Consider the following 14722-nt stretch of genomic DNA (forward strand, 5'->3'; position numbering starts at 1 on the left):
TGATCGCGGCTCACCCGGTCAGTGGCCGGCGCCGAGCTTCCCGCCGAGGCGCTCGCGCATCATCGTGGAGGCCTCGTTGAGTCCGACGATCGTGACCTCGGTGCCGTGGGTGCGGTACTTCTCGGTAATGGCGTCCAGGGCGGCGATGGTGGAGGCGTCCCAGAGGTGGGAGCCGTGCAGGTCGATGGTGACCCGGTGGGGATCGGTGGCGTACTCGAACTGGGTGTAGAGGTCGTTGGAGGAGGCGAAGAACAGCTCGCCGTCGACCGTGTAGGTGGCGTGCCGGTCGCCGTCCATGGTGCTTTCGGTGCGTTCGACGGTGACGAAGTGGGCGACGCGGCGGGCGAACGCGACCATGGCCACGAGCACGCCGACGCCGACGCCGATGGCGAGGTTGTGCGTCCACACGGTGACGATGACGGTGGCGAGCATGACGGTGGTCTCGCTCCTGGGCATCCGCTTCAGGGTGGAGGGCTGGATGCTGTGCCAGTCGAAGGTGGCGATGGCGACGAAGATCATGACGGCGACGAGGGCGGCCATGGGGATCAGGGCGACGATGCCACCGAGGGCGACCACGAGGATGAGCAGGAAGATCCCGGCGAGGAAGGTACTGATCCGGGTCCGGGCGCCGGAGGCCTTCACATTGATCATGGTCTGGCCGATCATGGCGCAGCCGCCCATGCCGCCGAAGAATCCGGTGATGATGTTCGCCGTGCCCTGGCCCCAGGACTCGCGGGTCTTGTTGGAGCGCGTGTCGGTGATGTCGTCGACGAGTTTCGCGGTCATGAGTGATTCGAGGAGCCCGACGGCGGCCAGCGCCAGGGAGAAGGGGGCGATGATCTGGAGAGTCTCGAGGGTCAGTGGCACGTTGGGGAAGAACAGGGACGGCAGGCTCTCGGGCAGTTCACCCTTGTCCCCGACGGTCGGGACGAGCACGTTGGCGAGGACCGCGAACACGGTCAGGACCACGATGGCGACCAGGGGTGCGGGGACGGCCCTGGTGAGCCGCGGCAGACCGAAGACGATCAGCAGGCCGACGGCGACCATCGGGTACACGAGGAAGGGTACGTCGACGAGCTCGGGGACCTGCGACAGAAAGATCAGGATGGCCAGGGCGTTGACGAAGCCCACCATGACGGAGCGGGGGATGAAGCGCATGAGCCGGGCGACGCCGGTGATCCCGAGGATCACCTGGAAGATCCCGCCGAGGATCACTGCGGCGATGAAGTAGTCCACGCCGTGGCTGGCTACCAGCGGGGCGATGACCAGGGCGATCGCGCCGGTCGCCGCGGAGATCATGGCCGGGCGTCCGCCGAGGAAGGCGATGGAGACCGCCATGGTGAACGAGGCGAACAGGCCCAGCCGCGGGTCGACGCCCGCGATGATCGAGAAGGCGATGGCCTCGGGGATCAGGGCGAGGGCGACGACGAGGCCGGCGAGGACCTCGGTCTTCAGCAGGCGCGGGTTCCGCAGGGTCCTGGCGACGGACTGCCGCTCGACCGGGGTGAGTTCGGTCGGCGTGGTGGGTGCGGCTACTGACATGGCAGATCCTTCGTGCGTTCGTCCCGACTGTGCGGGAAGGAGAATGTTTGGACGACGACGCACGCCGCTGTGCGGGACCGGTCCGCAACCAACCCTAACGTAAGGGTAGAGTTGCGGCGAAAGAAAGGTGGCCATGACCGACGCAGCCCATACCGCGGGGCGCCGGACCATGCACATCGGCGAGCTCGCCGAGCGCACGGGTCTGTCCCTGCGGACGATCCGCCACTACGACGAGGTCGGCATCCTGCCGGCAACGGCGCGCACGGAGGGCGGTTTCCGCGTCTACACCGAGCAGGACCTCGAGCGGCTCATGGTGATCCGCCGCATGAAGCCGCTGGGCTTCACCCTCGAGGAGATGAAGGACCTCTTGGCCGTCCTGGACGCCCTACAGGGGGCGGAGGATGCCACCGACGCAGCCGAACTGCGCGCTCAGCTTGCCGTTTTCCGCGCATCAGCCGTGGAGCGGCGGGCAAAGCTGATCGAGACCCTCGCACGCGCCGACGAGTTCATCGACGTCCTCGGCCGCTACTGATGCACGGGATACTCCCTTCGCGTCCGGACTGAAAGGCGCGGGAAGGTCAGACCCCGACGACCGTGAGCCATCCCGCGAGGGCGACGAGCGTGATGAGGAGGACCGGGAGAGTGAGGACGATGCCGATGCGGAAGTACTGGCCCCACCCGATGTGGATCCCCTTGCGGTCCAGGACGTGGAGCCATAGGAGGGTCGCGAGGCTGCCGATCGGCGTGATCTTCGGACCGAGGTCGGAGCCGATGACGTTGGCGTAGATCATCGCTTCGTGCGTGAGGCCCGTGGCGCCCGCGGACCCGATCGCGAGGGACGCGATGAGGACGGTGGGCATGTTGTTCATCAGGGACGCGAGGACCGCGACGATGACACCCACACCGAGGGCGGTGATCAGGACGCCGTCGGAGCCGATCGCCGAGAAGACGCCGGCGAGTTCGTCGGTGAGGCCCTGGTTCTTCAGCCCGTACACCACGAGGTACATGCCGAGGGAGAACAGGACGATCTGCCAGGGCGCTTCCCTCAGGATGCGCGGAACCGAGATCCTCCCGTCCGCGAGCGCGACAGCACCCGCGCCTCCTGTGGCCGGTGCGGCACCGTGGGGGTTCAGGCCGGTGCCGGCAGGGGCACCGGCGGTGCCGGTTGACGTCGTCGAGAGGTGAGCCGCGCCGACCGTCTCGTAGTCGAGGTCCGCGACCCGCGCATCAGTCGGCTCTGGCGTGGGCGCGTGCCGTGCCACGGTGGTTGTGAGGATGCTCGTGCGGGAGAACAGGAAGGCGGGTCGGCGGGAGGCGACGATCATGAGGACGAGCGCGCCGAGGCCCGCGACGGCGGAGAGCGGGATGTGGAGGGGGTCCGCGGCGAAGTAGCCGATCAGCAGGACCCCGAGGATCACCCAACCGGTCCTGAAGGTCAGGGGGTCCGCAATGGCGGATCGGGGGGTCGCGAGGGCGCCGACGTCGTAGTGGCGCGGGATGGCCTTCCGGAAGAACAGGAGGAGGACGCCGAGGCTGGCGGCGACGGAGACGAGGCCCACCGGGACCATGACGACGGCGTACCGGGCGAAGCTGATGTCGAAGAAGTCCGCGGTGACGATGTTCACCAGGTTCGACACCACCAGGGGGAGGCTGCCGGCGTCGGCGATGAACCCGCACGCGATGACGAACGCGAGGGATGCCCTGGCCGGGAACTTCAGGGCGAGGAGCATCTGGATGACGATCGGGGTGAGGATCAACGCCGCTCCGTCGTTGGCGAACACTGCCGCGATCGCGGCGCCGAGCAGGACGATGAGGGTGAACAGCAGCACCCCGTTGCCCCGGCCCCAGCGGGCGACGTGGAGGGCGGCCCAGGTGAAGAATCCGGACTCGTCGAGGATCAGCGAGATGATCACGATCGCCACGAACGCGAAGGTCGCGTTCCAGACGATGTCCCACACGATGGGGATGTCCGACAGGCTCACGACGGTGGTGATCAGGGCGAGTGCGGCCCCGCCGAGGGCGGACCAGCCGATGCCGAGGCCGTTGGGTTGCCAGATGACGAGGGTCAGGGTGGCGAGGAAGATCAGGATGGCGACCACGGTCATGGCAGCAGGACTCCTAGCAGGAGGAACTCACGGAAGAACACGGGCAGGGACGAGCGAAGGAGGACTGCAGGCCGAGGAGGCCCTACTCGGCGGTGAGGGTGGCGTGCAGGGCGGTGACGCGGGCGAGGATGTCGTCGCGGACCAGGCGCATGCGTTCGATGCCGCCGATCCCGCGCTCGCTGGGCTCGTCGGTGGTCCACCGTTCGTAGCGCGTGCCCCCGACCTCGTCGACCTGCGCTTCGGGGCCGAGGATCACGACGACGTCCGCCCGGCCCTGGTCCTCGGCGGTGATCTGGCGGGGGATGTTCCGGCTGATGTCGACGCCGACCTCGGCCAGGACTTCGGCGGAGAGAGCATTGACGGAGGAGCCCGGGTTCGACCCCGCCGACGCTGTCGTCACCGAGTCGCCGGCGACCTTGTCCATGAGGCCGGCCGCCATCTGGGACTTGCCGCCGTTCTTGACGCACACGAACAGGATGTGGGGTGTGTCCGCCTTATAGCTCACGGGGGGTTCTCGATTCGTCGAAAAGTCGGTGGACAGGTTCTGGAGGGCGCGGGTCGGTGCCGGCTACCGGTCCTCGGTGAGGACGCCGGCGAGGGCGTTCAGGGCTCCGGGCACGAGCGAGTAGTACGCCCAGACGCCACGTTTTTCGCGGTGCAGGATTCCGGCGTCGACGAGGATCTTCAGGTGGTGGGACACCGTCGGCTGGCCGAGATCCAGCGGCTCGGTGAGGTCGCACACACACGCTTCGTTGGCCGCGCTCGCGGAGATGAGCGACACGAGGCGCAGCCGGTTCGGGTCGGCGATGGCCTTGAACTGCCGGGACAGCGCCTCGGCCCGATCCGCGCTCATGGCGGGAGCCCCGGATGGTACGCAGCAGCGCCCCCCATCGGGTCTGGCGGAAACCGGTCCGGGTCCGGAGATCGTCGTCATGCCCCCAGCATACTCATACATTGACATTCGTCGATATCCTTGCCCATACTCGGAATCGAAGACAGTCGATGTCATGGGACACGCCACGAACGAAGGATGCACATGAGCGCCGAACCAGCAGTCACGACGACCCCCGATCAGAAGAAGCCCTCGGTCCTGTTCGTCTGCGTGCACAATGCCGGCCGGTCACAGATGGCCGCGGCGTACCTGAACCACCTGTCCGCGGGGCGCATCGAGGTCCTCTCCGCCGGATCGCAGCCCGCCGACCAGGTCAACCCCGCCGCCGTCGAGGCGATGAGGGAGGAAGGCATCGACATCACCGCGGAGACCCCGAAAATCCTCACGACCGACGCCGTGAAGGCCTCCGACGTCGTCGTCACCATGGGCTGCGGCGACGAGTGCCCCTACTTCCCCGGCAAGCGGTACGAGGACTGGGTCCTCGAGGACCCCGCCGGCAAGGGCGTGGAATCGGTCCGCCCTATCCGCGACGAGATCAGGGGACGCATCCAGCAGCTCATCAGCGAACTCCTGCCCACCACCTGACCCCGCGCTCGCGGACGCCCCGAAGCATCGCCGCCACACTCGACGAGGAGACCAGCCATGCCTGACATCGCGTATCTACCCACCTCTGCGACCGACCTGCCGGTCGCGGTGATCGGCGCCGGACCCATCGGACTGTCCGCCGCCGCGAACCTGCTCGAGCAGGGGTTCACCCCGATCGTCTTCGAGCAGGGAGGGAGGGTCGGATCCGCGATCCGGCAGTGGGCGCACATCCGCCTCTTCTCGCCCTGGGAGTACGACATCGATCCCGCCGCCCGACGCCTGCTCGAACCCACGGGCTGGACCGCACCACGCCCGACCGCCCTGCCATACGGGCACGATCTGGTCGAGTCCTACCTCGAGCCCCTCGCCGCGATCCCGGCCATCGCGAGGACGCTCCGTTTCAACAGTTCCGTCACGGCCGTCACCCGCCTCGGCATGGACAAGACCAGGACCAAGGGACGCGACACGACGCCCTTCCTCGTCCGCGTCACCACTCCCGAGGGCACCACCGACCATGCTGTCCGCGCGGTCATCGATGCCTCGGGTACGTGGGACCGGCCCAACCCTCTCGGCCAGTCGGGATTGCCGGCGCCCGGCGAGGACACCGTGACCGATCTGGTGACCTCCGCGCTCCCCGACGTCGTCGGAGCAGAACGGGAGCGCTTCGCCGGAAGGACGGTTCTGGTCGTCGGTGCCGGCCACTCGGCCGCGAACACGCTCATCAACCTGGGACAGGTCGCCAGGAACGAGCCCGGCACCCGGATTCTGTGGGCGGTCCGCGGGAGCGGGTCGGCTCAACGACTCTACGGCGGAGGGGACCTCGACGGTCTGCCCGCCCGCGGCGCCCTCGGCAGCCGCCTCAGGACCCTCGTCGGTGACGGCGTCGTCGAACTGATCACGGATTTCACCATCACCTCGCTCGCCCGGAGCGGGTCGCGCCTGGCGGTGACGGCGTCGACACCGGACGGCGTCCGCACGGTCGACGTCGACGTCCTGGTTCCGGCCACCGGCTTCCGGCCGGATCTGGACATCCTGCGCGAGCTGCGGCTGGATCTCGATCCCGCAGTGGAAGCGCCGCGGGCGCTCGGCCCCCTGATCGACCCGGAGTTCCACTCCTGCGGGACGGTCCCCGCCCACGGCGCGGACGTCCTGGCCCATCCTGAGAAGGATTTCTACCTGGTCGGAATGAAGTCCTACGGGCGGGCACCCACGTTCCTGCTCGCCACGGGGTACGAGCAGGTCCGTTCCGTCACCGCCGCGATCGCCGGCGACACCGCGGCCGCTTCCCGCCTGCAGCTCCAGCTCCCCGAAACCGGCGTGTGCAGCACGGACCTCGCCGGGTCCTGTGACGCCCCTGCTGCAGCGGATGCGGAACCCGAGGTCACTGCCGACGCCGGATGCTGCGGCGCACCGGAACTCGTCAGCGTCGGCTTCCCCACCGGGACCGCCCATGGGCGGTCGGGCGACCCGGAATACTGACCCGGAATACTGACCCGGAATACTGACCCGGACTACTGACCCGGCCCACTGACCCGGCCCACTGACCCGTACCACCGGGTGAGCCGGGGACCAGTAGCGACTCCGGCGGGCGGACCCGCCTGCCGGTCGGTGCACCAGGAAGGACAGCACGATGAGCACGTCACCGATCCCCGATGCCCCCAGCGGAAGCCACGAACAACTCCTCCACCGCATCTCCGACGAACTCGCCGATTCCTTCGACGGCGTGTTCGGTCGCGAGATGGTCGAGCGCTACGTGTTCGAGTCCTACACGGCGCTCGCCCGCACAGCGAAGATCCGGACGTACCTGCCGATCATCACGCGCCGGTTCGCCCGCGATCGGCTCTCCGCGCTCGCGCACGCCGAGGGCAAGCGGCCCAGCGGCGTCCCGGAGGTCCTCTTCGTCTGCGTCCAGAATGCCGGCCGCTCCCAGATGGCTGCCGTGCTGCTGAAGGATCTGGCCCAGGGAGCGATCAACGTCCGCTCCGCCGGGTCGATGCCCGCCGAGCGCCTCGACGAGAACGTCGTCGCCGCCATGCATGAGATCGGACTCGATCTCGGTGAGGAGTTCCCGAAGCCCCTGACCGACGACGTCGTGCGGGCAGCAGACGTCGTGATCACCATGGGGTGTGGAGACACCTGTCCCATCTACCCGGGGAAGAAGTACGAGGACTGGCAGATCTCGGATCCGGCGACGATGGACCTGGACGGAGTCCGCACCGTTCGCGAGGTGCTGGCGACGCGCGTCCGGAACCTCGCCTCCACGCTGATTACCGTGCCCTGACCTGCACCGGAGCCGAACCCGGTGCAGGCGAGGCAAGGGCTGCACCCGGTCACCACTGGCTACAGTGGACCCATGACCCCGACCTCCCGCGCGCCGCTCGGCGCCCCCGCTGACCCAGCCCCGTCCGCCCTCCGCGCCATCGTCACCGGCGCCAGCTCCGGGATCGGCGCCGCGACCGTCAGGACCCTCCGTCGGGAGGGGTGGGACGTCGTGGCCGCCGCCCGTCGGATCGACCGCCTGCGCGCGCTCGCGGAGGAGACGGGAGCGACGCCGATGGCCCTGGACGTCACCGACCAGGCATCCGTGGACGCCTTCACGGCCGAGGTCACGGCGACCGGCCCGGTCCACGCCCTGGTCAACAACGCCGGGGGCGCCTTCGGGACGGAGCGGGTCGCCGACGCCAGGACGGAGGACTGGGAGTGGATGTACAACGTGAACGTCCTCGGGTCACTGCGCATGACCCGCGCGCTGCTCCCGGCGCTGCGCGACGGCGGCCAGGGCAGCGTCCTGTTCCTGACGTCCACGGCGGCGCTCGCCCCCTACGAGGGCGGCGCCGGGTACTGCGGCGTGAAGGCGGCGCAGGAGTCCATGGCCCGCTCGCTCCGCCTCGAGGAGGCGGAGCACAACATCCGCGTCATCGAGGTGTCCCCGGGCATGGTGCACACCGAGGAGTTCTCCCTCAACCGGCTCGGCGGCGACCAGGGCGCCGCGGACGAGGTCTACGCCGGTGTCCCGTACCCCCTGACCGCCGACGACGTGGCTGCTGCGGTCGCGTTCACGCTCAACGCGCCGCACCACCTGAACGTCGACCACCTCGTGCTCCGGCCGCTGGCGCAGGCCGCCAACCACAAGGTCCTCCGGGCCTGAGCCCGACGGTGGTCAGGCGCGGAGGGAGACACCCAGCCGGACGCTGTAGTTGTCCATGGTGCCCGGCAGGGGGCTGTCCGGGTCGAGGACCTGCCCTTCCTCCACCCGGAAGTCGTGCCCGCCGACGAGCGCGGCCAGGGCTGCGCTGGTGACGAGCAGCACGAGCTGCTTTCCCGGGCAGACTACCGGTCCGTCGCTGAAGGGGACCAGCGGCCAGCCGTCGTCTTCCTCGGTCAGCCAGCGCTCGGGGGAGAAGTTGTGTGCGCTGCGCAGCGACCGCTCGTCCCGGTGGAAGTACGGCGCGTACACCAGGACGCCGCAGTCGGCCGGCATCAGACCGTGGTCCCACTGCACGGGCTGCGTGCTCTGGCGGAGGATCATCGGGGTCGTGGGCCACAGGCGCAGCGACTCGAGGATAGCGGCGCGCAGGTAGGGGAGGACCGTGCGTCCCGAGGTGTCGCCGTCGACCTCGCGCCGCGCCTCGGCCATCGCCCCCGGGTGCGTGGCGAGCACGGTCAGGGCGCGGAACGTCGCCATGCCGGCGGGATCGAACGCGAACAGCCACTGCGGCACCTGGTCCGCGGGCTCGGCGCCCTCGCCCCGTGGCGCGGCCGCCATCACCGCTGCGAGGCTCCCGGGCTCGGCGTTCGCGAGTTCCTCGCTGATCCGCGCCAGGAAGCGCCGGCGGGTCTTCTTCCGCACCGGCTTCAGGAATGCCCAGTTCCCGTCCTTGCGCAGGCGGATCATCATGGCCGTGAGGTCCTTGTCCTCGCGCGCGTGGTCGCCGAACACCACGCGCCGCACCACCCGGTACCAGGCGTCGAGGAAGTCGTCCCAAGGCAGGGTCCCGCTGCGGGAGGCTTCGGCCAGCAGCTCCCGCATCTCCTCCTCCACCACGGGGACGAACCGGTCCGCGAGGTGGTGCACGGGGTGATCCGTGTCGAGGACCTGTTCCTGCAGGGCGCGGCGCACCGTCCGGAGGGGTCCGCGCGTTATGAGGACGTTGGCGGGCTGGAAGTGGGACAGCGCCGCTCGCTTCTCGCCGCTGGCGGGAGTGAAGGGTTCGGGGGACTGCGCGAGGACGGTGTTGGCGTCACCTGGGGCCAGGACGATGGCCTGCTTGCGGACCGGCAGCTTGAGCATGAGCGGACCGGCCGGGTACTTCGCGTGGATCGACCGCACGATCCCGACGGACCTGGTATCGAGATCGAGGCGCGCTGCGAGCCCCACCGCCCAGGGGCGCCGGATGATGGGGCCCTTCACGATGGTCGGCAGCAGGACGCCGAGAAGCAGCCGGGCCGTGTCCGGGGCGGACGCGGTGGGAAGGGGGGTAGTCGTCATCCTCCCACCCTGCCAAGCCGCGCCGTCCACCACAACGGATTTCGGTGCGCGCACCGGTGGCGGCCGGTGTGCTTCGACGCTTTCGACAACGATTTCGGCGCCACGTTAGACTGGGAGGACAAGCGTCGACCCGGCCATCACCGGCGAGCTTCCGGAAGAAAGGCCTCCTCCTCGCAGGGAGCCCGTAGAACCGGACGGGGAGCCCGTCACAGCCTGCAAACGAGCGGCGGCCCGGGCCCGCACGACCGCCATGAGCGGCACGGCGGACGACGGCGGCAAGTGAGGTGGTACCGCGGGTCCTCGACCTTCGCGGCCGGTCAGGCAACCGGTGGCGGGAAACAGGGGCCGTCCTCACGGCAGGATTCCTGCACCACCCGACGCCGCCGTACACAGGATGAGACCCATGCCGCAGATCTACCCCAAAGCAGTGTCGCCCGACGACGGCGGCACACCCTCCGCCGGGACCAGCGCCTCCCCGCGCTTCCCCGAACTCGAGGAGCGCGTCCTGCGCTACTGGGAGGAGGACGGCACCTTCCAGGCGTCCATCGACCAGCGGGACGCCGGCCTCGACGGCTCCAACGAGTTCGTGTTCTACGACGGGCCGCCGTTCGCCAACGGACTGCCGCACTACGGCCACCTCCTCACCGGTTATGCCAAGGACCTCGTGGGTCGGTACCAGACCCAGCGCGGGCGCCGGGTGGAGCGACGCTTCGGCTGGGACACGCACGGCCTCCCCGCCGAACTCGAGGCGATGAAGCAGCTCGGGATGACCGACAAGCAGCAGATCCTCGCGATGGGCATCGACAAGTTCAACGAGGCCTCCCGGGCGTCCGTCATGAAGTACGCGGGGGAGTGGCGCGACTACGTGACCCGCCAGGCGCGCTGGGTCGACTTCGACAACGACTACAAGACGCTGAACCCCGAGTACATGGAGTCCGTCCTCTGGGCCTTCAAGACCCTCCACCAGAAGGGCCTCACGTACAGCGGCTACCGCGTGCTGCCCTACTGCTGGAACGACGAGACGCCGCTGTCCAACCACGAGCTGCGGATGGACGAGGACGTCTACCAGGACCGCCAGGACCAGACCGTCACCGTCACGTTCCCGATCCTGCCCGGCGACTCGGACCTCTCGAAGGACCTCGCCGGCGTGCAGGCGCTCGCGTGGACCACCACGCCCTGGACCCTGCCGACCAACGCGGCGCTCGCCGTCGGACCGGACATCAGTTACGTCGTCGTCGAGGGCGTGCGCGAGGGAGAGCGCGGGCGCTACCTGATCGCGGAGGAGCTCCTCGGCAACTACGCCAAGGACCTCGGCTTCGCCGATCCAGCCGCCGCGCGCGAGGCCGTCGTGTCCCGGTACCGCGGCACCGAGCTCGCGGGCCTCACCTACCAGCCCCTCTGGGACTACCTTGCGGACCCCGAGGAGGGCGGCTACCGCAATGCGTTCCGCGTCCTCGTCGCGGACTACGTCACGACGACGGACGGCACCGGGCTCGTCCACCAGGCGCCGGCCTACGGCGAGGAGGACCAGAAGATCTGCGAGGAGGCCGGCATCCAGGTGATCCTCTCGGTCGACGAGGGAGCCAGGTTCCTGCCCCTGTTCGGCACCGGGCCGCTCGCGGAGATCGTGGGGCTGCAGGTCTTCGAGGCCAACCGGCACATCACACGCGTTTTGAAGTCCGAGGGGCGCCTGGTGCGCCAGTCCAGCTACGTCCACAGCTACCCGCACTGCTGGCGCTGCCGCAACCCCCTGATCTACCGCGCGGTGTCCTCCTGGTACGTCGAGGTCACCAAGATCCGTGACCGCATGGTGGAACTGAACCAGGACATCACCTGGATCCCCGGCAACGTCAAGGACGGCCAGTTCGGCACGTGGCTCTCCAACGCGCGCGACTGGTCCATCAGCCGCAACCGTTTCTGGGGCAGCCCCATCCCTGTATGGCAGTCGGACAACCCCGAGTACCCGCGCACCGACGTCTACGGCTCGCTCGCCGAGCTGCAGGCGGACTTCGGACGCCTGCCCACCAACACGCAGGGCGAGGTGGACCTCCACCGTCCCTTCATCGACGAGCTCACCCGGCCCAATCCGGACGACCCGACGGGGACCTCGACCATGCGCCGCGTGGAGGACGTCCTGGACGTCTGGTTCGACTCCGGGTCCATGCCCTACGGACAGGTGCACTACCCGTTCGAGAACGAGCAGTGGTTCGACACGCACAACCCGGCGGACTTCATCGTCGAGTACATCGGGCAGACCCGCGGCTGGTTCTACATGCTGCACATCCTCTCCACGGCGCTCTTCGACCGTCCGGCGTTCCGCAACGTGATCAGCCACGGGATCGTCCTGGGCTCCGACGGACAGAAGATGTCCAAGAGCCTGCGCAACTACCCCGACGTCTCCGAGGTCTTCGACCGCGACGGCTCGGACGCCATGCGCTGGTTCCTCATGGCGTCCCCGATCCTCCGGGGCGGCAACCTGGTGGTCACGGAGCAGGGCATCCGCGACGGCGTGCGCCAGGTCATCCTGCCGCTGTGGAACGTCTGGCACTTCTTCAGCCTGTACACCAATGCGGCCAGGGGCGGCGCGGGCTACGAGGCGAGGACCGTAACGCCGGAGGCCGCCGCGCTCCTCACCGAGCCCATCGACCGCTACATCCTCGCCAACACGGGGAACCTCGTCCGCGACCTCACGGGGGCGCTCGACGCGTTCACGATCAGCGACGCCTGCGAGTCCCTGCGCCGCTACCTCGACACCCTCACCAACTGGTACGTGCGCCGCAGCCGCCAGCGCTTCTTCGAGGAGGACACCGACGCCTTCGACGTCCTCTACACGTGCCTCGAAGCCGTCTGCCGGGTCGCCGCACCACTGCTTCCGCTCGTCACCGAGGAGATCTGGCGCGGCCTCACCGGTGGCCGGTCCGTCCACCTCACCGACTGGCCGGAGTCGACGTCGTTCCCCGCCGCCCCGGACCTCGTGGAGCACATGGACCGCACGCGATCCGTCTGTTCCGTGGGCTCCAGCCTGCGCAAGGCCGCGAACCTCCGGGTGCGGCTGCCGCTGCGCGAACTCACCGTTGTCGCGCCCGGCGCCGAGCAGCTGTCGGGTCAGTACCAGTCGATCATCGCCGACGAGCTGAACCTGAAAGCCGTGCGTCTCGTCGACGCCGCCGATGCCGAGCCGGCCGAGTTCGGCATCACCCAGCGGCTCGTGGTCAACGCCCGCGCGGCAGGACCACGGCTGGGCAAGAACGTCCAGACCGCCATCAAGGCTGCGAAGTCCGGCGACTGGCAGGTCGACGACGACGGCGGCGTCACCGCGGGCGGTCTCGCCCTCGAGCCGCACGAGTACACCCTCGACACGGTGGTGGAGGGCACCGACGCCGCCGCGAAGGCCGTGACCGTGCTGCCGGGCGGAGGGTTCCTCGTCCTGGACACGGAGGTCACGGCCGAGCTGGCCGCGGAAGGGACGGCCCGCGACGCCGTCCGTGCGATCCAGCAGGCGCGCCGCGACGCAGGCCTCGACATCAGCGACCGCATCCGGACCACCGTCGGCGTCTCCGCTGGTCAGGTCGGAGCACTCGAGGCGAACGCGGAGCTCATCAGGGCGGAGACCCTGACCCTCGAGCTGCGCATCGAGGCCGTCCCCGACGCGGGCGACGACTTCACCATCACCGTCGAGAAGCAGGAGCACCAGCATGGATGACACGACAGGCACCGGCGCCACCGACGGCGCGGACGCCCCGGGACACAGCGCCGGGCTGGACGCCTTCTCGGTCGAGAGCGTGTACGCGGAGCTCCTCGGCCGCGCGCCGGAGAACAGGATGGAGCCCCGCATGGCTCCGCTCCATCGCGCGATGGAGATCCTCGGCGAGCCCAACCGGGCGTTCCCGATCATCCACATCACGGGCACCAACGGGAAGACCTCGACCGCGCGCATGATCGAGAGCATCCTGCTGGCGCACGACCTGCGGACCGGCCGGTTCACGAGCCCCCACCTCACGCGGGTCACGGAGCGCATCAGCATCGACGGCGAGCCGGTCGGGGACGAGACGTTCGTCCGGGTGTGGGACGAGATCAAGCCCTACCTCGACATCGTGGACGGCGAACTCCTCGTCGCCGGGGAACCGCGCCTGACCTACTTCGAGTGCGTCACCATCCTCGCGTTCGCGATCTTCGCGGACGAGCCGATCGACGTGGGCGTCATAGAGGTGGGACTCGGCGGGATCACCGACGCCACGAACGTCGGCGACGGGCAGGTCGCCGTCGTCACGCCGATCTCCCTCGACCACACCGAGCTGCTCGGTGACACCGTCGAGGACATCGCCCTCGAGAAGGCGGGCATCATCAAGCCCGGCGCCGTCCTGATCAGCGCCATCCAGCCCCGCGACGCCGCGCAGGTCCTCCTGGAGCGGGCGCGCGAGGTCGGGGCGGAATTCCGCTTCGAGGGCGTCGAGTTCGGCGTCGAATCCCGGACGGTCGCCGTCGGCGGGCAGGTGGTGTCCCTCACCGGGCTCGCCGGCCGCTACGGCGAGCTGCTGGTACCCCTCCACGGTGAGCACCAGGCCGAGAACGCGGCCGTCGCCGTCGCCGCCGTCGAGGCGTTCTTCGGCGGGGGTGAGCGCGAACTCGAGACGGAGCTCGTGCGCAACGGGCTCCGGGCGGTCACCTCGCCCGGCCGCCTCGAGGTCGTCAGGACCGCGCCGAGCATCATCGTCGACGCGGCGCACAACCCCGCAGGGGCGCGCGCCGCGGCCAGGGGCATCAACGAGGCGTTCGACTTCAGCCGGCTCGTCCTCGTCATCGGGGCGCTGGAGGACAAGGACGTGGCGGGCATGCTGGCCGAACTGCACGAGGAACTCGGTGGCATCCTGGAGGACGTCTGCCTGACGCAGTCGACGTCGCCCCGGTCCGTCCCCGCCGCCGACCTCCTGCAGCCCGCCCTGTCGGCCGGGTTCGCGGAGGAGAACATCACCATCCTCCCCGGGCTCGACGACGCCCTGGAGTGGGCGGTGATGAAAGCCGAGGAGAACAACGACCTCTCCGGGGGCATCCTCGTGACCGGATCCATCACGGTGGTCGGGGAAACCCGCACCCTCCTCGGGAAGTAGG

Annotated in this window: 12 protein-coding genes; 7 read left to right on the forward strand and 5 right to left on the reverse strand. The window is 69.3% G+C overall.

What is annotated here, in order from left to right; translation table 11 throughout:
• Nucleotides 1-18: 18 nt before the first annotated feature.
• Complete coding sequence (locus ACX80F_RS07065) at nt 19-1542, reverse strand: SulP family inorganic anion transporter (protein ID WP_459335681.1); 1524 nt, start codon at nt 1540-1542, stop codon at nt 19-21.
• A 133-nt stretch (nt 1543-1675) separates the two neighbouring features.
• On the opposite strand from ACX80F_RS07065, the gene ACX80F_RS07070 reads away from it, so the two are divergent.
• Nucleotides 1676-2074 carry a MerR family transcriptional regulator gene (locus ACX80F_RS07070; RefSeq protein WP_459335682.1) on the forward strand — a complete coding sequence of 133 codons (399 nt, stop codon included), beginning with the start codon at nt 1676-1678 and terminating at the stop codon, nt 2072-2074.
• A gap of 46 nt (nt 2075-2120) precedes the next feature.
• Here ACX80F_RS07070 and ACX80F_RS07075 read toward each other — a convergent pair whose 3' ends face one another.
• From ACX80F_RS07075 to ACX80F_RS07085, 3 genes are all read right to left on the reverse strand, one after another.
• Nucleotides 2121-3647: an arsenic transporter gene (locus ACX80F_RS07075; protein WP_459335683.1), complete on the reverse strand. Its 1527-nt coding sequence runs from the start codon at nt 3645-3647 to the stop codon at nt 2121-2123.
• An 82-nt stretch (nt 3648-3729) separates the two neighbouring features.
• Nucleotides 3730-4152 (reverse strand): arsenate-mycothiol transferase ArsC, encoded by a 423-nt coding sequence (locus ACX80F_RS07080; protein WP_459335684.1) that lies wholly within the window; start codon nt 4150-4152, stop codon nt 3730-3732.
• A 63-nt stretch (nt 4153-4215) separates the two neighbouring features.
• On the reverse strand, nt 4216-4581 hold the full coding sequence (locus ACX80F_RS07085; protein ID WP_459335685.1) for an ArsR/SmtB family transcription factor: 366 nt from the start codon (nt 4579-4581) through the stop codon (nt 4216-4218).
• A 102-nt stretch (nt 4582-4683) separates the two neighbouring features.
• On the opposite strand from ACX80F_RS07085, the gene ACX80F_RS07090 reads away from it, so the two are divergent.
• The 4 genes from ACX80F_RS07090 to ACX80F_RS07105 all read left to right on the forward strand — a co-directional run bounded on the left by ACX80F_RS07090 (nt 4684) and on the right by ACX80F_RS07105 (nt 8272).
• Complete coding sequence (locus ACX80F_RS07090; protein WP_459335686.1) at nt 4684-5124, forward strand: arsenate reductase ArsC; 441 nt, start codon at nt 4684-4686, stop codon at nt 5122-5124.
• Between the two features lie 57 nt (nt 5125-5181).
• The gene (locus ACX80F_RS07095; RefSeq protein ID WP_459335687.1) at nt 5182-6603 is read left to right on the forward strand and encodes an NAD(P)-binding protein; all 1422 of its coding nucleotides are present in this window, start codon (nt 5182-5184) and stop codon (nt 6601-6603) included.
• A 151-nt stretch (nt 6604-6754) separates the two neighbouring features.
• Complete coding sequence (locus ACX80F_RS07100) at nt 6755-7405, forward strand: arsenate-mycothiol transferase ArsC (protein WP_459335688.1); 651 nt, start codon at nt 6755-6757, stop codon at nt 7403-7405.
• Between the two features lie 72 nt (nt 7406-7477).
• Nucleotides 7478-8272 (forward strand): SDR family oxidoreductase, encoded by a 795-nt coding sequence (locus tag ACX80F_RS07105; RefSeq protein ID WP_459335689.1) that lies wholly within the window; start codon nt 7478-7480, stop codon nt 8270-8272.
• Nucleotides 8273-8284: 12 nt separating this feature from the next.
• Here ACX80F_RS07105 and ACX80F_RS07110 read toward each other — a convergent pair whose 3' ends face one another.
• The gene (locus tag ACX80F_RS07110; RefSeq protein ID WP_459335690.1) at nt 8285-9613 is read right to left on the reverse strand and encodes a cytochrome P450; all 1329 of its coding nucleotides are present in this window, start codon (nt 9611-9613) and stop codon (nt 8285-8287) included.
• A 394-nt stretch (nt 9614-10007) separates the two neighbouring features.
• Between ACX80F_RS07110 and ileS the strand changes: the two genes are divergently transcribed.
• Together ileS and ACX80F_RS07120 are read left to right on the forward strand one after the other, a co-directional pair.
• Nucleotides 10008-13316 carry an isoleucine--tRNA ligase gene (gene ileS / locus ACX80F_RS07115; RefSeq protein WP_459335691.1) on the forward strand — a complete coding sequence of 1103 codons (3309 nt, stop codon included), beginning with the start codon at nt 10008-10010 and terminating at the stop codon, nt 13314-13316.
• Nucleotides 13309-14721, forward strand: coding sequence for a bifunctional folylpolyglutamate synthase/dihydrofolate synthase (locus ACX80F_RS07120; RefSeq protein WP_459335692.1), 1413 nt, complete (start codon nt 13309-13311; stop codon nt 14719-14721). The genes ileS and ACX80F_RS07120 overlap by 8 nt, the downstream gene beginning before the upstream one ends.
• Nucleotide 14722 lies beyond the last annotated feature (1 nt).

It is taken from the genome of Arthrobacter sp. TMS2-4 (assembly GCF_054511075.1).